Source organism: Streptococcus infantis, from assembly GCF_047463315.1.
GTDB lineage: Bacteria > Bacillota > Bacilli > Lactobacillales > Streptococcaceae > Streptococcus > Streptococcus infantis_AB.
Window position 1 is genome coordinate 54,254 of record NZ_JASHEB010000001.1, and the last position, 24,551, is coordinate 78,804.

General features: G+C 37.6%; 31 protein-coding genes. 4 read left to right on the forward strand and 27 right to left on the reverse strand.

All coding sequences use genetic code 11. The annotated features are described in order from the left end of the window. Nucleotides 1-8: 8 nt before the first annotated feature. The 14 genes from aguA to QM857_RS00335 form a co-directional block, all read right to left on the reverse strand. Nucleotides 9-1,094 (reverse strand): agmatine deiminase, encoded by a 1,086-nt coding sequence (gene aguA / locus QM857_RS00270; RefSeq protein ID WP_414274660.1) that lies wholly within the window; start codon nt 1,092-1,094, stop codon nt 9-11. After that, the gene (gene nspC / locus QM857_RS00275) at nt 1,091-2,218 is read right to left on the reverse strand and encodes a carboxynorspermidine decarboxylase (RefSeq protein WP_414274661.1); all 1,128 of its coding nucleotides are present in this window, start codon (nt 2,216-2,218) and stop codon (nt 1,091-1,093) included. Before nspC ends, aguA begins: the two co-directional genes overlap by 4 nt. After that, the gene (locus QM857_RS00280; RefSeq protein WP_414274662.1) at nt 2,218-3,477 is read right to left on the reverse strand and encodes a saccharopine dehydrogenase family protein; all 1,260 of its coding nucleotides are present in this window, start codon (nt 3,475-3,477) and stop codon (nt 2,218-2,220) included. The genes nspC and QM857_RS00280 overlap by 1 nt, the downstream gene beginning before the upstream one ends. Continuing rightward, complete coding sequence (gene speE, locus QM857_RS00285; RefSeq protein WP_414274663.1) at nt 3,474-4,334, reverse strand: polyamine aminopropyltransferase; 861 nt, start codon at nt 4,332-4,334, stop codon at nt 3,474-3,476. Before speE ends, QM857_RS00280 begins: the two co-directional genes overlap by 4 nt. Beyond that, nucleotides 4,335-5,789, reverse strand: coding sequence for an aminotransferase class I/II-fold pyridoxal phosphate-dependent enzyme (locus QM857_RS00290; RefSeq protein ID WP_414274664.1), 1,455 nt, complete (start codon nt 5,787-5,789; stop codon nt 4,335-4,337). Between the two features lie 595 nt (nt 5,790-6,384). Continuing rightward, complete coding sequence (locus tag QM857_RS00295) at nt 6,385-7,401, reverse strand: hypothetical protein (protein ID WP_414274665.1); 1,017 nt, start codon at nt 7,399-7,401, stop codon at nt 6,385-6,387. Next, complete coding sequence (locus tag QM857_RS00300; RefSeq protein WP_414274666.1) at nt 7,394-7,861, reverse strand: hypothetical protein; 468 nt, start codon at nt 7,859-7,861, stop codon at nt 7,394-7,396. Before QM857_RS00300 ends, QM857_RS00295 begins: the two co-directional genes overlap by 8 nt. Before the next feature lie 43 nt (nt 7,862-7,904). Continuing rightward, nucleotides 7,905-8,699 carry a DUF4261 domain-containing protein gene (locus QM857_RS00305; RefSeq protein WP_414274667.1) on the reverse strand — a complete coding sequence of 265 codons (795 nt, stop codon included), beginning with the start codon at nt 8,697-8,699 and terminating at the stop codon, nt 7,905-7,907. A gap of 48 nt (nt 8,700-8,747) precedes the next feature. After that, nucleotides 8,748-9,245 (reverse strand): hypothetical protein, encoded by a 498-nt coding sequence (locus QM857_RS00310; RefSeq protein ID WP_414274668.1) that lies wholly within the window; start codon nt 9,243-9,245, stop codon nt 8,748-8,750. A 10-nt stretch (nt 9,246-9,255) separates the two neighbouring features. Next, nucleotides 9,256-9,810 carry a hypothetical protein gene (locus QM857_RS00315; protein WP_414274669.1) on the reverse strand — a complete coding sequence of 185 codons (555 nt, stop codon included), beginning with the start codon at nt 9,808-9,810 and terminating at the stop codon, nt 9,256-9,258. A gap of 17 nt (nt 9,811-9,827) precedes the next feature. Further along, nucleotides 9,828-10,310 carry a hypothetical protein gene (locus tag QM857_RS00320; RefSeq protein WP_414274670.1) on the reverse strand — a complete coding sequence of 161 codons (483 nt, stop codon included), beginning with the start codon at nt 10,308-10,310 and terminating at the stop codon, nt 9,828-9,830. A gap of 18 nt (nt 10,311-10,328) precedes the next feature. Beyond that, nucleotides 10,329-11,180, reverse strand: a complete 852-nt coding sequence (locus QM857_RS00325) for a CbrC family protein (RefSeq protein ID WP_414274671.1) — start codon at nt 11,178-11,180, stop codon at nt 10,329-10,331. Between the two features lie 130 nt (nt 11,181-11,310). Then, on the reverse strand, nt 11,311-11,769 hold the full coding sequence (locus QM857_RS00330; protein ID WP_414274672.1) for a hypothetical protein: 459 nt from the start codon (nt 11,767-11,769) through the stop codon (nt 11,311-11,313). After that, nucleotides 11,763-12,269: a YfbM family protein gene (locus QM857_RS00335; RefSeq protein ID WP_414274673.1), complete on the reverse strand. Its 507-nt coding sequence runs from the start codon at nt 12,267-12,269 to the stop codon at nt 11,763-11,765. The genes QM857_RS00330 and QM857_RS00335 overlap by 7 nt, the downstream gene beginning before the upstream one ends. Before the next feature lie 118 nt (nt 12,270-12,387). Between QM857_RS00335 and QM857_RS00340 the strand changes: the two genes are divergently transcribed. Next, nucleotides 12,388-13,407: a hypothetical protein gene (locus QM857_RS00340; protein WP_414274674.1), complete on the forward strand. Its 1,020-nt coding sequence runs from the start codon at nt 12,388-12,390 to the stop codon at nt 13,405-13,407. Between the two features lie 33 nt (nt 13,408-13,440). Here the strand turns inward: QM857_RS00340 and QM857_RS00345 are convergent, their stop codons facing one another. From QM857_RS00345 to QM857_RS00395, 11 genes are all read right to left on the reverse strand, one after another. Beyond that, the gene (locus QM857_RS00345) at nt 13,441-14,247 is read right to left on the reverse strand and encodes a hypothetical protein (protein ID WP_414274675.1); all 807 of its coding nucleotides are present in this window, start codon (nt 14,245-14,247) and stop codon (nt 13,441-13,443) included. A 9-nt stretch (nt 14,248-14,256) separates the two neighbouring features. Then, nucleotides 14,257-14,568 (reverse strand): hypothetical protein, encoded by a 312-nt coding sequence (locus tag QM857_RS00350; protein WP_414274676.1) that lies wholly within the window; start codon nt 14,566-14,568, stop codon nt 14,257-14,259. Between the two features lie 4 nt (nt 14,569-14,572). Next, complete coding sequence (locus tag QM857_RS00355) at nt 14,573-14,755, reverse strand: hypothetical protein (RefSeq protein ID WP_414274677.1); 183 nt, start codon at nt 14,753-14,755, stop codon at nt 14,573-14,575. 14 nt (nt 14,756-14,769) lie between these two features. Continuing rightward, nucleotides 14,770-15,654: a DUF4300 family protein gene (locus QM857_RS00360; RefSeq protein WP_263393616.1), complete on the reverse strand. Its 885-nt coding sequence runs from the start codon at nt 15,652-15,654 to the stop codon at nt 14,770-14,772. Nucleotides 15,655-15,830: 176 nt separating this feature from the next. Next, on the reverse strand, nt 15,831-16,352 hold the full coding sequence (locus QM857_RS00365; RefSeq protein WP_414274678.1) for an RDD family protein: 522 nt from the start codon (nt 16,350-16,352) through the stop codon (nt 15,831-15,833). A 41-nt stretch (nt 16,353-16,393) separates the two neighbouring features. Beyond that, nucleotides 16,394-17,275 (reverse strand): diacylglycerol/lipid kinase family protein, encoded by an 882-nt coding sequence (locus QM857_RS00370; RefSeq protein ID WP_414274679.1) that lies wholly within the window; start codon nt 17,273-17,275, stop codon nt 16,394-16,396. 45 nt (nt 17,276-17,320) lie between these two features. Then, on the reverse strand, nt 17,321-17,707 hold the full coding sequence (locus tag QM857_RS00375) for a hypothetical protein (protein WP_263393619.1): 387 nt from the start codon (nt 17,705-17,707) through the stop codon (nt 17,321-17,323). A gap of 258 nt (nt 17,708-17,965) precedes the next feature. After that, a complete protein-coding gene (locus QM857_RS00380; protein WP_414257464.1) occupies nt 17,966-18,208 on the reverse strand; it encodes a phosphohydrolase in 243 nt (80 codons plus the stop codon). A 105-nt stretch (nt 18,209-18,313) separates the two neighbouring features. Next, nucleotides 18,314-18,880: a hypothetical protein gene (locus QM857_RS00385; protein WP_414274680.1), complete on the reverse strand. Its 567-nt coding sequence runs from the start codon at nt 18,878-18,880 to the stop codon at nt 18,314-18,316. Between the two features lie 100 nt (nt 18,881-18,980). Continuing rightward, nucleotides 18,981-19,235 (reverse strand): hypothetical protein, encoded by a 255-nt coding sequence (locus tag QM857_RS00390; protein WP_414274681.1) that lies wholly within the window; start codon nt 19,233-19,235, stop codon nt 18,981-18,983. A gap of 126 nt (nt 19,236-19,361) precedes the next feature. Next, entirely contained in the window at nt 19,362-19,862 is a 501-nt protein-coding gene (locus tag QM857_RS00395) for a hypothetical protein (protein WP_414274682.1), read from the reverse strand. Nucleotides 19,863-20,143: 281 nt separating this feature from the next. Here QM857_RS00395 and QM857_RS00400 point away from each other — a divergent pair, with 281 nt between their 5' ends. From QM857_RS00400 to QM857_RS00410, 3 genes are read left to right on the forward strand one after another with little or no spacing between them, the layout of a single operon-like run. Beyond that, a complete protein-coding gene (locus QM857_RS00400) occupies nt 20,144-20,938 on the forward strand; it encodes a MerR family transcriptional regulator (RefSeq protein ID WP_414274683.1) in 795 nt (264 codons plus the stop codon). A 2-nt stretch (nt 20,939-20,940) separates the two neighbouring features. After that, nucleotides 20,941-21,756 (forward strand): ABC transporter ATP-binding protein, encoded by an 816-nt coding sequence (locus tag QM857_RS00405; protein ID WP_414274684.1) that lies wholly within the window; start codon nt 20,941-20,943, stop codon nt 21,754-21,756. Then, entirely contained in the window at nt 21,753-22,469 is a 717-nt protein-coding gene (locus QM857_RS00410; RefSeq protein ID WP_414274685.1) for an ABC transporter permease, read from the forward strand. Before QM857_RS00405 ends, QM857_RS00410 begins: the two co-directional genes overlap by 4 nt. A gap of 227 nt (nt 22,470-22,696) precedes the next feature. Here the strand turns inward: QM857_RS00410 and QM857_RS00415 are convergent, their stop codons facing one another. Both QM857_RS00415 and QM857_RS00420 read right to left on the reverse strand, forming a co-directional pair. Next, on the reverse strand, nt 22,697-23,521 hold the full coding sequence (locus QM857_RS00415; protein ID WP_414274686.1) for an ADP-ribosylglycohydrolase family protein: 825 nt from the start codon (nt 23,519-23,521) through the stop codon (nt 22,697-22,699). A gap of 21 nt (nt 23,522-23,542) precedes the next feature. Further along, nucleotides 23,543-24,328: an alpha/beta fold hydrolase gene (locus QM857_RS00420; RefSeq protein WP_414274687.1), complete on the reverse strand. Its 786-nt coding sequence runs from the start codon at nt 24,326-24,328 to the stop codon at nt 23,543-23,545. Nucleotides 24,329-24,551: the final 223 nt, after the last annotated feature.

Here is a 24,551-nt window from a genome sequence, read left to right on the forward strand (position 1 = left end):
TTTTTCTCCTATTCTGGAATTTGTTGGGTAATACAGTGGATATTTCCACCACCTAAAAGAATATCTCTTGCTGGGATTCCTACGACTTCTCGGTCTGGGAAACACTTGCTCAGGACATCTAAGGCCACTTGATCGTTTACATCCTGAAATTGTGGCACCAAGACAGATTTATTGGCAATATAGAAGTTCACATAGGATGCTGCTAAACGCTCACCAGCATAGCGCTCCTCTTCAACTTCTTCATATGAATAGCCCGGCAAATCCTCCTCTGTAACTACTTGATGAAGCACTGGGATTGGGAGCTTATGGATGGTGAAACTCCGACTCTTTGCATCTGTTTCCGTCTCTAAAAGAGCTAGATCAGCTGCAGACATGGCATACTGGGGATCGTCCTGATCGTCCGTCCAAGCTAAAACAACTTCTGCTGGGCCTACAAAGGCTGCTACATTGTCGACGTGCTCATTGGTCTCGTCTTGATAAATACCGTAAGGCAACCAGATAACTTTTTCAGCTCCGAGGCTCTCTAGTAAGGTCTTTTCAATCTCTTCTTTAGTCATGTGAGGATTACGTCCAGGACTGAGAAGACAACTTTCAGTCACAAGTATAGTCCCTTGACCGTCACTATGTATGGCACCACCTTCTAGTACAAATGGTTTGGCATCGTAAACAGGTATCTCTAAGAGCTCTGCAAAACGACTGGCGACTTGGTCATCTGCTTCATAGTCTTGATAAAGTCCATCCACAGCACCACCCCAGGCATTGAAAGACCAGTCTACCGCTAACTTTTCCCTTTTATCATTGAGGAGAATGGTCGGACCTGTATCACGAGCCCAAGCATCATTTGTTGGAATATCTAAATAAACAACCTTGTCTCCAAGATAGGATTGTGCTTCAGCCAAATAGTCCTGCTCTACCAAAAGATAGACTATTTCCCCTTGGGCAATAGTTTTGATAATCTGACTAAAAGCCTTTTTAGCTCCCTTGCCTTGAAAAGGCCAGGAACCTGGTCGTGTTGGCCATATCATAATAGTTCCATGATGGGGTTCATACTCTGCAGGCATACGATAACCTAATTTTTTTGGACTGTCCATCATGATAATCTCTCCTTAAAGTCTTGGTAGCCGAAGGATTTGACTAGACTGCATTCACCCTCTTTATCCATGAGATAGAGACTTGGCAAGCCAATCCCGTTAAAGGTATTATTCTTAACAAAGGAGTAGATTGCCATGTCCTCAAAGTAAAGTCGATCGCCGATTTCAATCGGATTTTCAAAGCTATAGTCACCAATGATATCACCTGTTAGGCAAGTATTTGAAGAGAGTCTATAAGTATAAGGTTTTTCTTGCGCTTCAAAACCATCTCTCAATGGAGGACGATAGGGCATCTCAAGGACATCTGGCATATGACAACTTGCTGAAGCATCTAACACCAATGTCTCAATCCCATTTTCAACGATGTCTAAAACTTCCGTAGCCATATAACCCGCATTAAGCGCAATGGCTTCTCCGGGTTCGATATAGACGTCAAGGTTATAAGTTTCTCGAATTCGCTTAATCTCAGAAATCAGTAAGTCCACATCGTAGTCTTCTCTTGTGATGTGGTGTCCGCCGCCCATATTGAGCCATTTGACCTCATGCAAATAAGGCCCAAACTGCTCTTCTACTGCTTTCAAGGTTGTCGCTAAATCATCTGCCCCTTGCTCACAAAGAGTATGAAAATGAAGCCCATCCACCAAGTCCAGCAAATCACTTGGTATCTTATCTGAAGTCACTCCAAAACGGGATCCAGGAGCACAAGGGTCATAGAGCGCGTGATCTCCTTGTGTTGAACATTGAGGATTAAGACGCAAACCTACACTGATCTCAGCCTCTCGACAAGTTTGACCATATTTTCGTAATTGTCTCTCTGAGTTAAAGACGATATGATCAGATAGTTGAAGTAACTCTTCCATGTCTGATTCCTTGAATGCAGGCGCAAAAACATGGACATCCCCAGGGAACTCTTCTCTAGCTAGCTTAGCTTCATAGAGTCCACTAGCCGTCGTACCTGACAGATACTGGCTAATCAAAGGATATGTTTTATAGAGGGAATAGGCTTTCTGAGCTAGCAAAACCTTACAGTCTGCTTTTTCTTGAACCTCTTTTAGAATGCGACAATTCTCTTCTAATTTTCCTAAGTCAATGATGTAAGAAGGTGTTGGTACTTGTTCTAACTTCATTAGTCCACCATTTGTGGATTTTCAACCACAACCCATGGTAAACCGTATTTATTCAAAGCTTCCATGAATGGATCTGGATCCAACTCTTCAAGGTTATAAACTCCAGGCTGTTTCCATGTACCATCCATCACTAATTTTGTCCCAATCATTGCAGGAACACCTGTTGTGTATGAAATTGCTTGTGAACCAACTTCTGCGTAGCACTCCTGATGGTCGCAAACATTGTAGATGTAGATAGTCTTTTCAACACCATCTTTAACACCTGTAAAGATACATCCGATATTGGTTTTACCAACTGTGCGTGGACCAAGGCTTGCAGGATCTGGAAGTAAGGCTTTCAAGAATTGGATAGGAACGATTTCTTGTCCGTTAAAGTTAATAGCATCTGTACGAAGAAGCCCAACGTTTTCCAAGCATTTCATATGCGTTAGGTAAGATTGACCAAAAGTCATAAAGAAACGAATACGTTTGACTCCTGGAATGTTTTTAGCCAATGATTCAATTTCTTCATGGTGTAGGAGATACATGTCTTTTTGACCAACTTGAGGGAAATCATACTCACGTTTGATAGACATAGCTTCAACTTCTACCCATTTTCCATCTTCCCAGTAAGAACCTGGCGCAGAAACCTCTCGGAGATTGATTTCTGGGTTAAAGTTTGTCGCAAATGGATAACCGTGGTCACCACCATTACAGTCTAAAATATCGATATAGTGGATTTCGTCAAAATAGTGTTTAAGGGCGTATGCTGAAAATACACTGGTCACACCTGGGTCAAATCCAGAACCAAGAAGAGCTGTCAAGCCAGCTTCTTTGAATTTTTCTTGGTAAGCCCATTGCCATGAGTAATCAAAGTAAGCCGTAAATCCAAGCTCTTTGCAGCGTTTCTCATAAATCGCACGCCATTCAGGGTCTTCTGTATCCTCAGCCTCATAATTGGCTGTGTCGATATAGTGGACTCCCGTCGCCAAACAAGCGTCCATAATGGTCAAATCTTGGTATGGTAAAGCTACGTTCAAAACGGCTTCTGGCTTGTAGCTTTCAATTAAGGCAATGACTTCTTCTACATTATCAGCATCAAGAGCAGCTGTCTCAATCTTAGTACTTGTCTTGCCCTCTAATTTAGCTTTCAAGTCATCACATTTTGACTTGGTACGGCTAGCAATCATAATCTCTTTAAAAGTTTCGCTATCTTGGCAAATCTTTGAAATAGCAACTTGGGCAACGCCCCCACATCCAATAACTAATAAACGACTCATTTTTTTCCTTCCTCTTCTTCTAAAATGTCTTCTACATACTTAGGCAACATAAAGGCACCAATATGCAAGTTTGCAGTGTAGTATTCTGTGAAAAGCTGGCGTTTTTTCCAGCCTTCCTTGTCAAAATCTTTGACAGGGTGATATTTTTTCGATGCAAATCCAAACAACCAATAGCCAGCAGGACTGGTAGGGATATGGGCTTGATAAACTCGGCTGATTGGAAAAGCTTGATTGACCTTGCGATGCATGCTTCGGCAAGCAGACTCATCTTCGTCAAAAAATGGACTACCATGCTGGTAAATCATGATCCCGTCTTCTTTCAAGGCTCGATAACTATTGCCGTAAAATTCCTTAGTAAATAGCCCTTCTGTATGTCCAAATGGATCGGTCGCATCATTGATGATAATGTCGTAATCATTTTCGCAGTTTCGTAAAAAGCGAAGTCCATTTTGGTAGTAAATGGTAACGCGAGGATCATCAAGTCCTGCAGCAAAGTCTGGAAAATACTCACGACAAACCTCAACTAGCATCTCATCTGGTTCTACAATATCGATTTGTTCCAATTCTGGATAGAGAGTCAAAACTTGGGCAACACCACCGTCACCACCCCCAATAACCAAGACTTTCTTTGGATTGGGATGGACAGCCATAGGAACGTGAACCGTCATTTCGTTGTAGACAAAGTCATCTGCATCTGAGAACAAGACATGCCCATTTAAAATCAATATCTTCCCAAAAGCAGGCGTGTCTAAAACTTCGATATCCTGCCATTCACTTTTACCAGCGTAGAGTTGTTTGGCTGTTCTCATTGTTAACTTGACATCTGGAGTATGAACTTCAGAAAACCATAAATCCATCTAGTTCTCCTTTCTCTCAATAACATTGATGTGATTGACCTCTGGATCTTCCGTTCCTTGGAGGGAACAACCACGTTCTTTGGCGAATTTTATATAATCGACAATTTCTCGTGTAATCCGTTCACCTGGCGCTAGGATTGGAATTCCTGGAGGATAGCACATGACAAATTCCCCACAGACTTGCCCAACGGATTCGTCCAAGGTTAAACTTCTTCTCTCTGCATAGAAGGCTTCCTGAGGAGATAGAACCAACTCGGGCTGGATATATTCTCCAGCAATCAAGTCCTTCCCATCTCGTGAGTATAGTCTCTTGATATCAGCCAAAGCACCAACCAAGCGCTCGATATCTTGAATCCGGTCCCCAATCGAAATATAAGCCAAGATATTCCCAATGTCACCGAACTCAATCTGAATATCATATTCGTCTCGTAGGAGATCATAAACTTCAATACCTGTTAAGCCAATACCCTGAGTGTAGACTGACAACTTAGTCACGTCAAAATCGCAAACAGACACACCGTCTATTAACTCTTTTGAGTAGGCATAGTAGCCACCGATGGCATTGATTTCACGACGAGCGTACTCAGATAGCTCAATGACCTTTTCAAATGATTCTTTACCACGAAGGGCTAAGTTTCTACGAGAAACATCCAGACTAGCCATTAGCAGGTAAGATGCTGATGTTGACTGTGTCAGGTTAATAATCTGACGTACATACTCAGGATTCATCTGATCGCCAACTAAAAGAAGCGAACTTTGTGTCAAGCTGCCACCAGACTTATGCATGGATACAGCTGACATATCTGCTCCTGCATCCATAGCAGATAGGGGAAGTTTATCTGTAAAATGTAGATGGGCCCCGTGCGCTTCATCTACTAAGACTTTCATTCCTGCAGCGTGAGCCATCTCTGTTAGCCCCCTAAGGTCTGAACAAATTCCATAGTAGGTTGGATTGTTTATCAGGATAGCCTTAGCATCTGGATGGTCCTTTATTGCTTGTGCTACACGCTCATTTTCAAGCCCCAAAGCAATACCGATTTTTGGATCCACACTCATTTCGATATAGATGGGAATAGCGCCACACAAAACGAGCGCATTGATGGCTGACTTATGAACATTTCGAGGAAGAATGATTTTATCACCTGCTTTACAGGTAGAAAGAATCATGGTCTGCACGGATGAAGTTGTCCCACCAATCATCAAAAAGGCATGAGCAGCACCAAAAGCTTCTGCCGCTAGCTCTTCCGCTTCTCTAATAATCGAAATAGGATGTCCTAGATTGTCCAAGGGCTTCATAGAATTGACATCGATCCCAACGCATTTTTCCCCTAAAAGTTCCACTAATTCCGGATTCCCGCGGCCACGTTTATGACCTGGTACATCGAAAGGTACAATTCTTTTTTTTCGTAACTTGACCAGTCCCTCATAAATAGGAGCTTGGTTTTGATTTAACATTATAGAGACATACTCCTTTATCATAGTTATTTTCACCTTATGTAAGGCTCTAAAGGATACTTATGAAAAAAGAGCAGGTTGGCACCTGCTCTACAATCTACTGACGTGTTTATGTTTGTTTCTTTTGAGTATGTCTGTTCCTGATGTTTCCTAACTCTCTAGTAGCAAATATTACGTACTTTATTGATCGTTTCACAAGATGACGTGTGCTTTCACCACACTAACAAATGTATACGAATTAGAACTAATGTCCTAACATCAACTTATAAAAGTAGGCTTTTAACCCTATCAATAATGCGGCTTTTCAACCACGCTTCGGCATTCAACCCTGCCTGTCCGTAGGCATTTTTTACTCGGGTTTATATTTGCTAGAAAACATCATCTCATTTTCTAAGCTTCATTACTATATCATGTTTTCAGATACTTGTAAAGTATTTTTAGAAACTTTTTTAAATAAATTCATTTTTTCGTTCGTGAAATTAATTTAACTCGAAAATAGAAACCGTTTTAAATTAAGTTTTAAAAAACTAAAAAGGAACTAAAATAGTTAGTCCCTTAATTATCTATAAGTACAGTCAACTATTCAAAATCCTATCTACTCATCTCGTGCTATTTGGACTGCTAATTCAAAATCAATCATCAAATAATTTTCGTCTAGGCGGATGAGACTATAATATTCATTCCAAAATAGAGAGTCACTATTGCTGGCCCACTTTAATCCATACCACAATTGAGTGACATTACTTGTATGTGATGGGGGGATTGACCATAGATGCTTTTTAAAAGTTTCTTGAACAAGAGGAGCATCCAGTCGCTTAGTCAAGTCAAGTTCATCTAATTTCAAAGTGATAGAATGTTTTTTCGCCGCCTCAATACTTTCCTTGTTAAATCGAACCTGAATAATCTTAGAATCTTCTAAAGCCACATTCTGGTCCTCAGCACCGTAAAAGGAAATACTGCCCAGTACTATGCCATCTTTTGCAAGAAGATAGGGAGCGTAAGGGACTGCATTGCTATCAAGTCTGAAGCCTTTTTCGATGGTAACTGTTTTATTGCCTGGATACTTTTGGAAACTTCCCTCTGTCAAGAGCTCTTCGTAGTCGCTAGTACCATCCCCCTGTCTTACATAGATATCAAATCCAGCTTCCATCAGATCACTTGCTTTGGTTTCTGCCAAAGTGATTTTACTTTCATTGATTTGCAAAATCGGTGCTTGAGGTGGCAAACCAATCGTGAGATTAAACATGACCCCTACTAGAAAGACCATCAAGGTTATAAGGAGGGCAAGTAAAGATTTTCCAGTCCTTTTTCTTGCATTGAAAAGAGCCATTAGAGTAGGTAGGAGGATCATTTTGGCTAAAATAGAATTCCCCACACCACCTCTATTTAAGGTCTGAAAAGCAAACATCCCCGCAATTGCAATCAGGGACAGGTAGACCAAAATCTCGCCTAGACCCAGTTTTTCTGTTCGAGTTTGTTGATTTACAGGGGTTTCGTACAATGACTGCCCATTCTCTTTCCTCTTTTTTAGAAAGAGATAAAACCCCAGACCAAGTAGCAGATTAAAGATTGCAAAAACTATTAAAGTACCTATTATCGCCGTTCTAGCCATGGCTCTCTACTCCTTTATGCTCTCTCTCAAATCTTATCTTTCTCATTAATGCCCAATTCCCAATCAATAAGACCAGCAGGAAGAAGGGACCACCTTCTATGACCACAATGGGCAAAGCCAGTAAAGCAATCATCAAAAAACTAGCTTTCTTTTGACGCCAACTACCGCCCCATTCTCCGTTTATCAGTACTCCCAAATAGTCGATGTAGTCAGTAAACCAAGTCAATAAGGGATTTTGAAAATCATTGAGCCTTAGGTAAATGAACAAAGCAGAATTTAGCAAAACATAAAGAATTCCTAAGACTAGAATAATCTTTTGACTAGTTCGAGTAGCCTCTAGAACGATTTTTTCTCTCTTCTCCGGTTTTATTTCCTTGAGACTTGGATTCTTACAAGAGAGTTTTTCAAATCTATAGACCAGAAAACGGTAGAGATAATACTTTTTTATATCAGGATTCATAAAAACCTCATTCTAGTAATGACACTCATTTATAAATCATGGTTTAAACATCTAATTTCAAGGAATTTCCTTCCAAATAGACGGCTTTTGACTCAGTGATTTTAATTTTTTGATCTTCTGAAAAGCCAATGGTTTCACCGTCCTTTAAGGTGACATCACTGCCTAAAACATACTGAAGAATAGACAGGAGGAAATAATATAAGTCATCGCTATCCATGACAGAATCAATGATTTCAATCTCAGTTTTTCCAAACTCTTTCAAACCATAAGTGTAAATGCTGGTCTTATCTTTCTGATTGATAATCCCCATATAGATCCAGAGTTGAAGGGGAAGCATTTCTTCTTTCAAAAGGTCAGCCAGGTCTAGATAAAGATCTTTGGGCAAGAGCAAGGTGGTAGAACCCTGATAAATACCAATAGCTGATTGACTAGTTTTTAGAATAGAGGCATTGACTTTAGTTAATAAGGAATAAGTTTCTACTGGCGAAAGATTGTCAGACAGGATAGAAACAATGGCGTGTTGTGTGTGCTCCTGTGTTTCCTTCTCAACATCCTGCCAGAGGTAAGAATAGGCATACAATTCTTCAAATTCTTGACTTGGGATAGGAAGATCCATCAATGCCAAAGCAACGAGAGCACCATCAATCACAAAGGTTGCACTCGAATCATCCCCAGAAACTTCAGAAATTTCAAGTCCCCAGTGAGATTTCAATTCCTGAACAACCTGGTCTAAAGAATAGGCTTGCTGGCCTTTGAAGAGGGGCATGGACAAGATAAGTTGTTTTTTCTTCTCTGACTTTTCTTTCTTACTAGTAAATAGATTTTTTAAAAAATTCATAGGACTTCTCCTTTTTCTCATATCAGTTGGGAAGCAAAGCTATCTTACTCAAAGTGAGTCAAGATACCAAGTTTCCTCGTACTCAAAACCGTAAAATTTCTCATCAAGTAGCCAATTTCCATCCACCAATTTAAGAACAAACTGATGCTTCATTTCTAATGCTTCTTGAAAATGGGTGATGATTCTTGCTTCTTCAGCTTTTGTCATAATAAAATCTACAGAAAAATCATTCTTTTGAACATAGTTATACTCACTTGGGAAGCCATAAGAATTTCGAACTCCTCCTTCCAAGTATTTTTGAGTCACTCGTCCAGTTAAAAGTTGCATTTGCCTCTGAAAATAGTCATCCATAAGTTCATTCCACTTGGGATGAACTTGATTTACTGGGATGCCAAGGCCTTCTTTTCCCTTATCCAGTTCTCTATTACGCTCAAAAATTTCTTCTTCTAACAAGGTTAAACTTTTGAGTAAATTAAGCAAGGGTGGGATGATTATTTCCGCCATAGCTCGATAGTTTTCAGGGGTATTTTTATAGTTCACTCTCATAATTACTCTCTTAACACTCCTGGATTAATTGCTTTACTTCTATGTCTGAAAGTTGTCCATCCATGTAGAGTTTCCTAAGTAAATCTTTATCTACGGTAATTTCATAATAGTCAGTCACAAACTCATGAAATCTCTCAAAGCTATCAAAAAGGTAAGAGAGCAACCATTCTCCGCCATCCTGATCTTGGTAAGTGTGTTGATGCGCGTGACCATCATACCAGATAAAGAAGGTTGTTTCATCTTTTTGGTCTTCCGAATAAAGTGAGACATACTTTTCATCTAGTCCTTTATAAAAACCATCAATGACGTCTTGATTCCACTCGTCAGCAGCAAACTGGTTTAAACCACTTTCATGATCAAAACCTTTTATGAGGATCATTTTATCAGTCAGAATCACATCTAAAGAATCACCCGATCCATTGTCAATAAGGTAGCGGAGTCCATAGTCTTCCTCAGTCTTAATCACGAGTCTGAGCCAATCCTCACTCGGATCTGTCAGATATTCGTCAATGACTAGCAAGGCATCTAAGCGAGTTTTTATCTTGTCCCAATCAATCTTTCTCATCTCTAAAAACCTCCGTCTTATCCTTGCGATTTATCAAGATCACAAGCCCTATAACGAGCTGTTAGATAGCCTGAAAGGCTAATCTGAGGGATATTCCACTCATTGGGTAAATAAATCGAACAATCTACCTGATCACCTAGAGGGGAACTTGCTGAAAAGACATATCTTCCCAAATCTTCATTATTAGGATTTCTTTCAACTAGACTCAATCTGCTAGCATTGAACCAGTCTTTAAACAGTAACCAGATTTGCTCGGCAGCTTCGTTTAATAAGGATACTTTCAAGTTGTAGCTGATTCCGACCCTACATCTTTTTTTGAATCCTGACTCATCAGCCCTACAAACTTTTATCGATCCCTTATCATACTGCCAGTTATCACTATCTAATAGGGGAAATTGAACAGATAGATTGTCTTTAAATCCCTGCATAGTATCAAATAAATCTTTGGAGGCAGCTTCGAATAATTCTAGTTCTTCCATAGTCTTCTCTTTAATTTTCATAGCTAATCACATTTCGATTTAATCTGCATCAACCCAGATCTGGTATTTTTGACAATGGAGACATCTGAAAAGGTAACCACAGATAGGCCCATCTTTGACCAAGTAGTCTTCTACCTCCTGATATTCTTCACGCGCTTCATAGTCTGCCAAGACTTGCACAGCGATTCCCATATCCTTCAATTCTCGAGTTCCAACTGTACCCAGGTAAGCACAATAATCTTGGCAACAAGAAAGCCAATATTCTCCCTGCCAACTAGAGTAACCTGGGGTCTGACAAAAAAGTAGCTGATTTTTTTCTGGATCCAATTCCCCCTGCCACTCGGCATCTTGGATAAATTCCGCATCGAATTTTTTGGCTGCTTGACCGTTTGCAATGCAAGTTGGGCAGAGATGTTCTATCTCTTCAATACTATAGGGTCTAAGAGCATAATAAACATTGCTTTCTTTCCCACAAGATGGACAAACCTTGGCTTCTCCTTCAACAAATGAACCTGTTGCTAAGGGATCTGGATGATAGAGAAAATAAGGTAAGTCTTTTAACAGGTTCTTCCTCTGCTTCTTCTCTTCTTTTCTTAGAGGACGAGGAAGGGCAAAACGATCGCCATGACTCTGACTCATTTCTTGTAAACGGCTCAGTTTCTTTATCTGTTTTCGATCAGGTTTGTCTAAGATTTCAGTAAATAAGCTATAGGCACTAGTGTAGAGACCCAATTGTTCATAGAGGTCAACTAAGACTTTCTTAGCTTCTAAATCTTCAGACTTAGCTAATTCATCAGCCAAATCATAGAGGGCTGCGACACTTGAAGGCTTTCCATCTTGGTCCAGGTATTGCTTTTTTAATGTAATGTATTTTTCTAGAAATGGATTCATAGGATTACCTTTCTAACGGAATATAAAAACCTTAACAAATAGTAACTAGGACAATACCATTTAAATCTAATATTGCTTTATATAAATCTTTCATTTCATCACCTGATTTTAACCTCTCATTGTCAGACAGTTAGTAAATTTCATACACAAGCTCTCTATCAGCTTGAAAATGTTTGTCGAATTTCACTAAAAGATAAAGGGATCCAGCTGGAGAAATACCGGCATCATAACCTAGAGCAAATTCGCCATAAGAACCACTTTTATCCAAGATTAACTCCCTTAATTCCAGTTCTGTAACTGTTTTATCAGGCCAATTATCATGGATAACCTTTTGAGCTTTTTTATCAAGGTGTTCTAAGTTTCTATATAAACTAGTCATCAAATCATCTGATAATAAGAGTAAATCCTGTTCACAGTAACCTGTAAAATAAATATTTATGTCTTTATTAAGATATCGCCCTAGAAAATAGATCCCCGAATCATGTTTTCCCAGCTTATTCCCTTCCATAATGCCAATAAATCTTCTTTGTTCATTTATTACCTCAAGCAGTTTTATTCTTTTAGGAATGTTTAATAAACTTTCTAACAAATAGTAACTAAGACATTTCCATTAAGCTCCAAAATCTTTTTGTAAAAGTCTTTCATTTTGACAAAGCAGGTTAAAATATCATCCTTGATTTCTTCCTCTTCCTCAAGATAATCCCAAATATCAGGATACAAGTCAGCTTTCTTGCATGCTTCCATACTAAAGTTTTTCAAAGCCTTGTCCATATCAAATTCTTCTAAAGCTTGACTGATAGCCGCAATTCTCGATTTTTCAGTATAGGCGATATATTCAGATACATCCTCTAGAGGAGTCACCCCTAAAACAGCTTCTCTCAAGGGATTGTCATCCAAAAATTCTGAACTACTAAATCCTGTCATTACAAAAACTAAGACATCCCACATTTTGTCAATATCTATTAAGATATCATGACTATCAGTGGAATCCTCAGAAAAATCTAATAAGTCATCTTCTTGATTGGAAAGACCTTTTATTTGTTCTAATTCATTGTCTGGTAAATATTGATAATTGGCAATCATTCCCATGATTTTACTCCTTTGAATCAGTTAGTATCATACGGATGTTTTTAGCTCTATTTCTATAGAAAATGCTATAATGGAGCTAAGAAATTGTTTTATTGAATGTTAAATAGGGGGAACAGTCATGTTCACTAGTATTGTTTTGGGTTTTTATGCTCTTTTCTTTCTATCCTTATCCTTTAGCATCTATCTCTATATTAGACTTGTAGTTGCGGTTAAAAAAGGCAAAGACATTCCCAAATGGATTTATAAACTTGGCCAAGCTGTTCAAGGAAGAATTCACGTTGACTATGAAGAAATCACTGATGCTAATGCCCTTAAAGAGATTCATTGGTTCTTGCTGATCTATTTAATCGTAAATCTACTCGTATTGGCTGGTTTCTACTATCATGGTAATAGCTTTCCTCAAGCCATTTATGAATGTTTGAAAAAACAATTTTTTATCGTACTTGTTAGTATGGTTTTAAAAAGTATTGGTAAATTTATTGTACTGGCAATAAGCAAAAACTTTCATAACAGTCATGTCTATGCATCAACCAACGCTTTTGTCGGGACAGCTTTTTTAACGAGTTATGTTTTTATGTTTTGCATCATGATGAGTGGCCTTCCGGCTCAACCTGTTCCAGTAACCATTCAAGATACTACTGTCATTATCGGTGAGAGCAAGGCTTCCGAGCTTTTGGACCAAGGCTTTAGCTTCGAAGATAAAAAGCCAGAGAGTTCTATCACCAATCCCAAAAACGACCACTTCTACTACGGTCAGCTTCTCGAAGTCAAGCGGGATAATCAGTCCTTTGGCTTTATGAGCCTTACTCCCACAGGTAAAGATACTGATCAACTTAAAAACTGCGTCATCACCTATTACAGAACACCTAAGAATAGCAAACAACTAGAAGAAATTTCCATCAATCATGTCAAACTAGCAAATCTCAAGCTCCAAGATTTTCAAACACGAAAATTAATCAATATCTTTGAAGTCAATCCTGCTGATTATAACGTCTCTGATAAGGATAACAACTTTATCCTAACCATTCAAACAGCAGATTACGACCTCTGGAAAAGATACCGTATTGAATCCAAATTCAATTCAGATGGTTCGATTGATAGCTATGGAGTCAGAGCCCAACACAGCATTTGGGAATGACTCACCCTTTATTTTCCTCTTATCAGATAGACATTAGACTGAAAAAATATCATCTACAAGTTTATAGGTTTCGATGAACCGAAGGCCAGAAGAGCCTTTATCTCTAGTGATTTCTTCATAAATGTCTTCTAAATTTTGGGCAGGTGCCATCATCCAAAGACTAAAAGGTCTAAGCTTCACCTGTCCAATTTTTTCAATATTTTCTAATAATTGCCCTAAATCTTTGTGATTGAACCAGCAATCTGTAACGAGAGCAAACTTTGTATTGTCCATCTTACAGGAGATTTGACTGGTCAAAAAATCATCTATGGAGGGCTTTTTTGTTTGTAAGAGGCGTGTGCAAGCTAGATGGTACTCAAGTTTTCTAGGACTCTGCTCAATCATAGATACAAATACAAGACCATACTCATCTTCAAACTTAACAGCAAGGATATCTCCTTCTTCAAAGTAAGGTTTGCGTTTAGCCTTTGCTTTAGGAACCTTTAGAGGTCTAGGATTTTCAGTTTGCAATTGAACTGCAAGTTTTTCCAAGACCTTTTGCCTTTGCTTCAATGCCTTTGAGTCTATTTCCAACCAAAATGGATCTGGACCTTTTTTAATAATCTCTAAGGTTTTATCTCTGATATCGTCAGTCAGGTGACCAATCTTCCACAGTGAGTAGGCAAATGCAGTCCAATAAATTTCTGTAAAAAAGTCTGTTTGACAGTCATCTTTCTCCGTATCAAGGATTTCCTTGATAATATTCGTTACATGTTCACCGTCTCTATAGCGACCAACTACTTCATTGTAAATGTCATAAGCTTGATCACTGTCAATGATTTTAACGCCATCAATAGCCATTCTCAACTCCTATTTAATCTTATGCTTGTTCATTTTCTCTTGGAAAATAGTTGTCAGAATTTGGCGTAATTCTTGAGCTTCTTTTTCTGGAAGTTGCCCTTCTTGTTCAGCAACAGCGTACAATTCCGGATACTCAAGAGAGATTCTCTTAATAGTCCGCGTAATAGCATGTTTTCTAACAAAAAATGGAATCCGTTTAATCATATCTTGAGGGATTAGAGCGATAATCTTATCGGCCGTTTCCTTATCGCTCAGTTTAGAGAAAGTTAACCCCTTTTTTATCATTTCTTGTTCTTGTTTCGTAAAATCTTGTAATTCCATATGTCTACTCCTCATCTTCAGTAACTTCCCAAACTTCGGCTTGGTAAGGTTCTCCATCACTATCGTATTTATTGATATACCCAATAAATCGTTCATTTCTTCTTGGTCTCTGCTGGTTTCCTTTGATAACCCAAACAGCCCATACTCCAATTAGGAATAAAATTATCAAACCTAATATTGTATCCATATTGTTCACTTCCTTTAAGATTGGACCCACTTATCATTATCCATAATAAAGGGTTTCGCTAGACCTTCACCTGTATAGTTTTCGTATTTTGTATCTAGATATTTGTAACAATCTTCCTTGGTCGCAAATTTAATAGCTTGATAAGGTTCCTCAAAGGTTAACTTTTCGACAAAGAGATAGCCATCCTCACTTGGTACAAGTATGCCGACATGGCCAATAAAGAGGGATTGCCCATCCAAGTCATCATGGACGACTACGGACAGCATTCTTGCATTTTCATTAAACTTGAATTGAGAAAGGAATTTTTCCATCTTTGCAGCATGAACCTTAACATCTGTCGTTGCTTCGGTCTTGACTCTTGAGAATAAAATATCAAAAGCATCCTTGTCTTCTGCATCAAAGACCTTACCTTTGTCAATAGCATCATTATCGACAAACAAGAGGGAATCATCTTTCTCTAACTTAGGGATTTCGATAGAATTTTTCAATAAACAGTAACTGTTAATGCGACAGTTGGTCCCAACAAAATCACCTTTCTTCGGTGCCCAAAGATTGCTTATCTTTTCAACATCATAGTCTGTTTTGGTAAATGTAGAAAAATCCCCAGTGAGCCCAACTGAACCTACAGTAGCGTTATAATCATTTACTAGGTTGAAAAATGCATCGACACTGTCTTTATCCAAATGCGCAACCAAGGCTTTTCGAACTTCTTCTTCGCTTTCCTTGCTATTGAGATTGCTATAGGTTCCTTTGTAGATTTCTTTATTTGAGCTAACCAACTTAGTAGTTGAACTATTCTGTTTTTCCGTAGATTGGTTTTGGTTTGTAACACAGGCAGCTAAAGTAAAGATAGCTAAAACACAGCAGCTCATTAATCTGATTTTTTTAGATACTTTCATAAAATGTTTCCTTTTTAACTAAGATTTTTCAGGTCGATAAGCTTCTCTTATATTATAGTTCAAATTTATTTTTAGTCCAAGCATTTTGCTAAGTAAAGTAGATTTTAAATCATAAAAAAGGAAGCTGGCTCACAGCACGCTCCCTAATAAGTTAAGTATCTATGAAATATTTTATTTTAGTCACCTTTTAGCTGTACTTGTGTATGAGCTATAAGGTCACCTAGATGTCGCTTATCTTTCCTGAAAACCATCATTGCAAGTAGGGCAACTGCGAGGAGAGTAGCTAAAAACGAGAGAATAATAGATAAAGAATCAAACTCACTATAGAAACCATGTATCGTGCCCATATGACCTATTTGCCAAGGAAAAAATTTAATGGTGTTTCTAAGCAAGCTAGCTTGCACTGTTTTTTTCTTGTAAACCAATTGAAGTCCTGCTTTCGCCTTCCCGAAACTCCCATTTTTTGTATAATCAAAGAATGTAAAAAGTAGAATGATTGGCAAAACAGAGGTAAATAATACAAGACACTGCGACTGAATTTCTGTAAACTCTGGGATACCATTAAAAAAAATAATGTAAAAAAGCATACAACCTAAAAACAGAAGTGCTAAATAAGCTAGAATGAAAAGATAATCAAATAGTAATTCAATCATTCTTTTTTTTAACGAAATAGAATTAATTGCTAAAATCTTCGTCATCATCGCCTCCTTTATTATCCACTATTCTTGTCAAAAGTTTATTATTCTTTCGGTTGAGAATAGACTTCGATATGCTGCCCTAGTACCTTGATTTCTACTGGAAGGTCATCAGATTTGTCGCCGTCAACATCCGTTTCTAATGCAGCATCTGAAGAAATTTTTATATGCCGAGCTTTGATATACTCGATATTCTCATTCACGACAACATCACCTTTTAATAAATCAGGGATAACTGATAATTTAGTCAGGATTGAGGCATCTTTTAGAATCAAAATGTTGGCATAGCCATCCTTATTTTCATCAAAGATTTTTTTGTCAGCGAAATAATTGGTAAGGAGAATCAAGACATGACTGGCTGGGCCAATGTAATTTCCATTTTCTGTTTCAACTCTAATGTTAAATGCTTGATCTGTAACCACTGACTTCATGGTATTAATCGCATAGGCAAGCATGCCAAACTTCGTTTTATCCTCTATCCCAACGTTATGGATGGCTTCTGGTAGCGAACCAATACTAAAGATATAACCAAAATAATTTCCATTTGATTTTCCGATATCAATCTTATTCGTAGAATTAAAATCGAGTTCGTCAATGGCACCATCAATATCTTGATTGATTTCTAATAGTTTCGTAATGAGATTTCCAGTTCCTCCTGGAATAATCGCGAGTTTAGGAATATAGTCTTTTTCCGCGATACCAGAGATTACTTCATTGACAGTCCCATCTCCACCAAAAACAAGAACAGCATCATATCGCTCACGAGAAGCTTCTTCTGCAAAGTTTGTGGCGTCTTGCGCTTTCTCCGTAATTTTAATTTCCACATCTTCAAAATATTCTCTAGCTTTATTCTCCAGTTTGACTTTATAATCCAAGGCTTTTTCGCCTCCAGAGGTTGGATTGATGATTACCATAATTTTTTTCATTTATAATTCTCCTGTCATTAGATTTTCTTACTTTAACTTACCATCTCAAGTTTCTTCCAGATAAATCTTGACCGCTTGGTATTCCTGGTCTTTAGCATAGGCAAATACTTCTGATTTTCTAATGTAGTCAAAAATATTTTCCTCTAAATCTTCATCCCAAATCGATTCATGAAATATTTCATTCTCTTGACATGCTTCATAGAAAATATCGAGGTGAACTTGATAAAACTCTTCATCTTCATTTGGGACTTGCCTTACTAAGGATAGTTGAAACATTGGCTTATCAGATATAGCTGTAAATGTCCCTGTTTCAAATAAAATCATCTCATCATCAATAGGCTCACGACACAAGTCTTCAAATATTGCTACCATTTCCTCTAAGGGCATCTTATCGGTGATTCTTTCTCTTAAAAATTCAAGTGATTGCTTCATATTGCTCCTCTTTCTAGATGGTTTTCGTTCCTAGAATAATCCTATTAAAAAATTGAATCCCTACACCTTTTATTATACTACATAAACAGAAAAAAAGACCGAACCAGACGGTTTTCACCTTGGTTTCAGTCTAGTTTTTTTATAACGAAAAAGTCTCTATGAAGACTCTATTTCAAATATAAACCCTTAACTTAAAATTGATTCATTAGGTCTAAGCTTAATTAAAAGTAGGCATTTTCAATTTGCAACTCACATCCTCTAGAAATTCTCATGAGCGACTTCTTCAAGATAGTCATCAAGATGATGGTAAATTCGCATATCTTCTTCTGAACCGTCTTGCAAAACTGCGAATACCTTCACTTTATCATCATTGACAAATACGAAATTATGTTCACCAAAATAAGCCTGATAACCCTTGTCAACTAAGGTCCAAAGTTCATCTTTTTTTAAACCAAAAATATCTTTTTTTACAAGATAGGTTTTCCCGATTTCCATTTTCATGATAGATATTTCTCCTTAAGAAGCTAGATAGTGCTAGATGTTTCTCTTTACTGCTCAATCTGTCTACTAAAGCAGTGGCATACACTCACAAAGAACTTTGGTTGACTATTGAATATCTTTCATCGCTTCTTTCACATATCCTTCGACATCTTCAACCTCTACAAACAGCGGGTCTAAGTGACATAGGAAGTGCCAATCTTCGGTGCCGCGTTTTCTGTAGAGAATCGCTTCGCCGTCTTCACTTCCGAAAAAGCTTCTGTCGACTTCGTACCCTTTGCTTTCTAAGAAAGCTTTTGCCTTGCGGAAGTTTGCTTCTCTTGAATTGATATAAGCTTTGACTTCATCGTTATTCACGACATAGGCATCGACTTTTGTAGCTCCTTCAATCACTTTATCGTTTGGTTCGGATAGATTCGAAATTTCTTTCCAAATAATCTCGACATTTTCTTCAGGTTCAAATGAGAATCCAGATAAAGGGACAATATTCCCATTGAAGACAATTTCCATATAATCGGGCAAGTGTTTAGGGTTAAAATACTCAACTTCAAACTCATCTTCTGTTTCTAAAGTATATCCAGGGATTTGAGCTACAAAGGCTTTCCCCTCCTCTAAAGAATCAAACACGACTAAATCTTTAGAAAAATCATTTTGGTACAATTCCAATATAACCATCTATCATCCTCAAATCTTAACTGTTTCTATTAAATCTCATCATTTTTACGTTATTACTCATTCTCAGGTGGTACTACTGTTGAAAAATAAAAGTAAGACATTAAATTTTGTCAATCTCCTTCTTAAACTTTAATTCAAGTATTTTATTATAACCTTCATAAAAACGATCTCTTGTTACCACTTCACCTGGATATTTCTCTTCTAGAAGTTCATAAATTTCAATTGGTCTAATCCCTTCTTCCGCCAAATCTTGAAGGAATGGACTGCATAGCCTCATCTCACCTTTACTCGATTGTTTTAATAAAACTCCGTATATAGGAATCTTAGTTAATAGATTATAGGTACTCTTTTTCATAATATTTATCTCCCACATAAATTTGGATTAATTAGCAAGCCTACTTGACAAAATGATCCTGCTCATAGCTTGACTTAATATTAGAAAAGAGGCCAGTAACAAACTTAAGCCCAGCCTCTTAGATAATCATTTTTCTTTGTAGCAAATAATGTATGCTTTGATGAAATCACTACCCACGACAATGGTTAACGGAACACTCAAAACAACTTCATCAGTTTTGCCATTCTCATACTCTTGTCTTTCTTCAGGAGAGTATAGGTACATAGCTATTGAATAGGTGTTCCCAGCCTCCAAGTCAAGATCCATACTGATATTTTCTGATTTGATATTGATTGTTTGATTCAGTCGAGTCTCAGTCGTTTTATAAACGCCCTCAATTGTATATCTCCCTGGAACTAAAGCAACTACCTTTTCTAGGTTTTCTCCAGTTATTGGATTAAAGTCAGCAAGATTCTGTCCATTAATTTTAGTTTTTGAACAGTATAAATGAACAATAGCTTTATCACTATTATCACTAACAAAGCTATCAGCTTTTTTCTTTCTATTGCCATTTACAATCATAAAAACAACAAATAGCAAGAGCCAAAGGACAACAAATCCTACGATAATATACATTGTATTCATCATCTATCTCCTATATTTTCTTTACTTTTTAACTACATTTTAGCACTAATCATAGAACAAAGCAAAAATATATACAGAAAATATGTATGTGTTTTAAAACTTATCATTCATAAACTTTTTTTCACTTCAAAATACGTGTTTTCAAAAGTATTTTCTGTTTTATTAGACTTTTTCATAACTCTATGAGCTCAATAGAAAAACCGTTCATCGATAAAATTATTTTATAAAGCGCTTGCTCGTGACCTTACGTTATGATGTATAATATATATAAGGAGGTGAGATAGATGGCAAAATTCAGAGCAATTCCAGAAGGGTTTATAACAGTTGGGGAAGTCGCAAAGAAAATGGGAGTTACAGTCCGTACTCTACAATACTACGATAAAGAAGAATTGCTTTCCCCATCAGCAGAAAGCGAGGGAGGACGTAGACTTTATACCGATAAAGATTTAGTCATACTTCATCAAATTATATCCTTGAAATCACTTGGATTTTCTCTTAAGGATATAAAGGGGCGTTTAAACTCTTTGAAAACACCAGATGAAGTTGCAAACGCTCTTACGGAGCAAGCAGATGATATTCGCCAAAAAATAGAACAGCTCAAGGATTCTTTATTAGAAATAGAACAGTTAAAAGTTGAAGTTTTACAAATACAGACGGTAAACTTTAAAAAGTATGCAGATATTATTGTCAATCTACAGATGAAGAATGATTCTTATTCTCTAATTAAACGTTTTGATGATGATACGCTAGACCGCATACGCAGTCGATTTGACAAGAAAAGCGGATCAGACTTTATGGACAGATTTAATCGCCTAAGCGATGAGATTGTGGAGCTCCAAAAAGAAAACGTCCCAGCTGAAAGCGAACAAAGCCAACAGGTTATGAAAGAATACTGGGGCTTGATTATGGAGTTTACAAATGGTGATATGACCATGCTTCCGAAGTTGATGGAAGTCGGTAATATTGATACCGCCACTAACGCTTGGGAAGAAAAACAAAAGATCGTTAATAATTATTTAGAGCCAGCTTTGCAAGTTTATTTTTCAAGACTTGGAACTAATCCTTTTGAGGAGGTGTAGCCATGAAATACGCAATAGAGGTTCGTGAACTAATTAAAAATTACGGCTGTCATGGAATCCTAAAAGGTCTTAATATTCAAATCGTAAAAGGAGAAATTTTCGCTTTACTCGGTGTGAATGGAGCTGGGAAAACAACAACACTTGAATGTATCGAAGAACTGAGAAAATATGATGGAGGCACTATTGTTGTAAACGGCAAAATGGGAATTCAACTGCAGTCTTCTTCTTTGCCAGCCCATATCAAACCTATGGAGGCGATAAAGCTCTTTGCAAAATGGAATCATACAAAAATTGATGATGATATGCTTAAAGCTCTGGAAATAAAAGAAATTGAGAAGTTACAATACCTGCAATTATCCACGGGACAAAAAAGAAGACTACATCTCGCTCTTGCACTTATCGGCAATCCCAATATTATTTTCCTCGATGAACCGACAGCGGGACTTGATGTTGAAGCAAGACTATCTCTCCACGAACACATACGGAATCTCAAATCACAAGGGAAAACAATCATTTTGGCAAGTCATGATATGGCTGAAGTTGAGACCTTATGTGACCGCATTGCTATTTTGAACAGTGGAAAGATTGTCTTTTGTGGCACTCCTTCAGAACTGACAGACAAGGTTGGAAGAAGATACTATATCTATTTAAAGACTCAAGAAGGAGTGAAGTCTTTTGAAACGACTAATATTGAGGATACCTTAATTTCATTATTGAATGAATGCAAGCAGAAAAAAATCCAAATATTGGATATTAAAGTTGATCGTGGCACCTTGGAACAGCATTTCATCAAAATTGCAAGGAGGGAATCAGAATGAACTGTTTTCTATATAGTTTAGTATTACAGTGGAAATTAGATATACGAAGCAAATCTCTCTTGGTTACTTTCTATATTGTACCGCTTATTTTCTTTCTAATCATGGGTGGTATTTTTACTTCTGTTATTCCTGAAATGGGAAGCACGCTCATACAATCTATGATAGTCATGAGTGTCTCAATGGGGGCCTTTCTTGGCTTGCCACCTTCATTGGTTGAAATTTATGGAAGCGACATTAAAAAGATTTATAATGCTAATGGTGTCCCTATTTATTTAGGATTAGTGACCATACTTCTCTCAGCCTTTGTCCATTTGATGATGACCTGTATTGTGATCCTTCTACTTGCCCCTATTTTATTTAAAGCAAGTCTACCGACTCAACTTCCGATTTTCTTACTTTCACTCACCATCTATATTATTGTATCATTGAGTATTGGATGTATACTGGGACTTACTTTAAAAAACCAGGCAAAGCTGACCATGTTAGCTCAACTTGTATTTTTGCCTTCAATTATGCTTTCGGGGATTATGTTTCCAATTAGTTTGCTACCTGATTTTCTTCAAGTAATAGGCCTTGTTTTTCCGGCTTATTGGGGATACAGATTGATGCTAGAGAATGGTTTTAGTATTGAAAACCTGTGGTATATGCTTTTTATATTTTGTATAGCAGTAATGATAGGTATCTTACTACTGAATAAGCAAAAATCTGAATAAATAGCTTAATAAAGCAAAATGGATCAATTTCCGCATTAATTTAAAAGAAAAAAGCGACGAGATTATTTGTTATCTCGTCGCTTTGCTGTTTTTCAGGGGTCAAGCTCATGACTTGGTTAAGTTTGTTTCTGCCTTTTCTTCTCAAAAGGTGATAACTCTTTACCCTAGTATTTGCTCAACTTCCTTAATCTTATTTTTAGAGTTTAATACTGACTAGTTAGTATCCGTTATGATATTGAAACTTCTTTCTCCCACCGTCTGAGCAAGTCTTTTAAAGGCTCATCTAGATAGGTATAGGCCTTGTCCTTTATCCAATCAGGGATTCCATAAGCTGCTTCGGCTATACTTCCTGTGATTGCAGCAAGAGTGTCGCTGTCTCCGCCAAGTGAAATCGCATTTCGAATCGCATCTTCAAAATCTGTACTTTCTAGAAAGGCAATGATCGCCTGAGGAACGGTATCCTGACACGTTTCATTGAAACGATACGTAGGGCGAATTTCATCCAGCGTCTTAGAAAGGTCATATCCATACTCTTTCTCGATATGTTCCTTGATGCGTCTTTTAACCTCCGCAGGGTTATCACTACCATCACCACCAAAGAAATAACGGCACATAAAGATAGCATCTGCCGTGGCCATAGCTCCTTTAACTCCTTCTGGATGGTTATGCGTCACCTCTGAAGAAAGTTGTGCCAAACGTTTTCCCTCGGACGGCAACTTGTCTGTTGTGGCCTCCATCACCCAAGCACACGGAGAAACACGCATCGCAGAACCATTTCCAAAACTATTGTAAGGCTCACAGTTGTCAGTCTTAAGCCACCGGTCAAATCGAGCACCGTAATCCGCGTTTGGATACATTCTGCCGTACTTTTTCATGGCATCAATGAAGTCATCCTTCTGACCGCCATTCATAATTGCTTCTGCCACAGCACAGGTCATCACCGTATCATCTGTGAAAAAACAATCCTCACGAAATAATGGGAAATTCTTGGTTTTAATATTGTTCCATTCATAAACTGAACCAACAATATCTCCAACTATTGCTCCTAGCATAAGATTCCTCCTTACAGCATATCAGATTTCCAATGGATCGCTCTTTAAAAATGACTCCACCAAATCAACCCACTCTTGAGGCAGGTAAGCTGATAAATAGCCGTGGTTATAGCCCTTTGCTTCATACAGGATCGTATTTGGATGTAGCTGCTGAAATAATTTCGCTGATGCTTTCACACAGTTCAATTCTTTTTCACCGTAGATATACAGAACCTGGGCCTTACTAGTAGAAATCGTGTCCTTCAGCTTGTAACTCCCCATATAGGTTTTGTAAATGGTCACCAATGTTTTGTTAGGCATCCTTAGAAAATCCTCCAAATAATGAGCTTTTATCTCCTCTGGATAAGCCAGTTTAGGATAGAGTTTGTTCATCATGCTTAATTGAAGTCTGCAAGAGAATTTATTGAACATCAGTTTACCAAATAGAGTTACTAGAAAAATACTGATTTTAGCCAACCTTGGTTGAGGAATACAGAGGCTTCCGTCTATGATGACTTTCTCAGCTATCTCATTGTCTAAAGACAAAAGCTCCATGGTAATTTGACCACCAAGTGAAACGCCACCAATCGCAAACACCTTCCCACCACAGTTTGCTTTGACATAGTCTAAGATCTCCAAAGCAGAATCTTCAGTAGAAATATAATCGAGTTGATATTCTTCGCCGTGGCCATTCAAAGTGGGTAGAATAACACGGTAGTCTTTTGATAAGATCCGTGCTTGGCGAAGATAGTTCCACCAAGAACTACCACCACCATGTATCAGTAAGATAGAAGGCAAATTCTTATCACCAAATTCATGGAATTTCATATATAAACTCCTTACTGTGAGTCTTTCAATAGATACGTCCTTGTTTAATCTGTTTAAAGAAGCAGTGATCTAAATACATCAATCGTTACTTTCGATAATAGTTAAGCTAATCAAAAATTTAAAATATTTTTTCCTTACTAATTCTATTACTCGCCAATATAGTATAAATTAAATAACAAATAAAAATAAAAAAGCAACCAGTCTTACGACTTACTACTGTTTA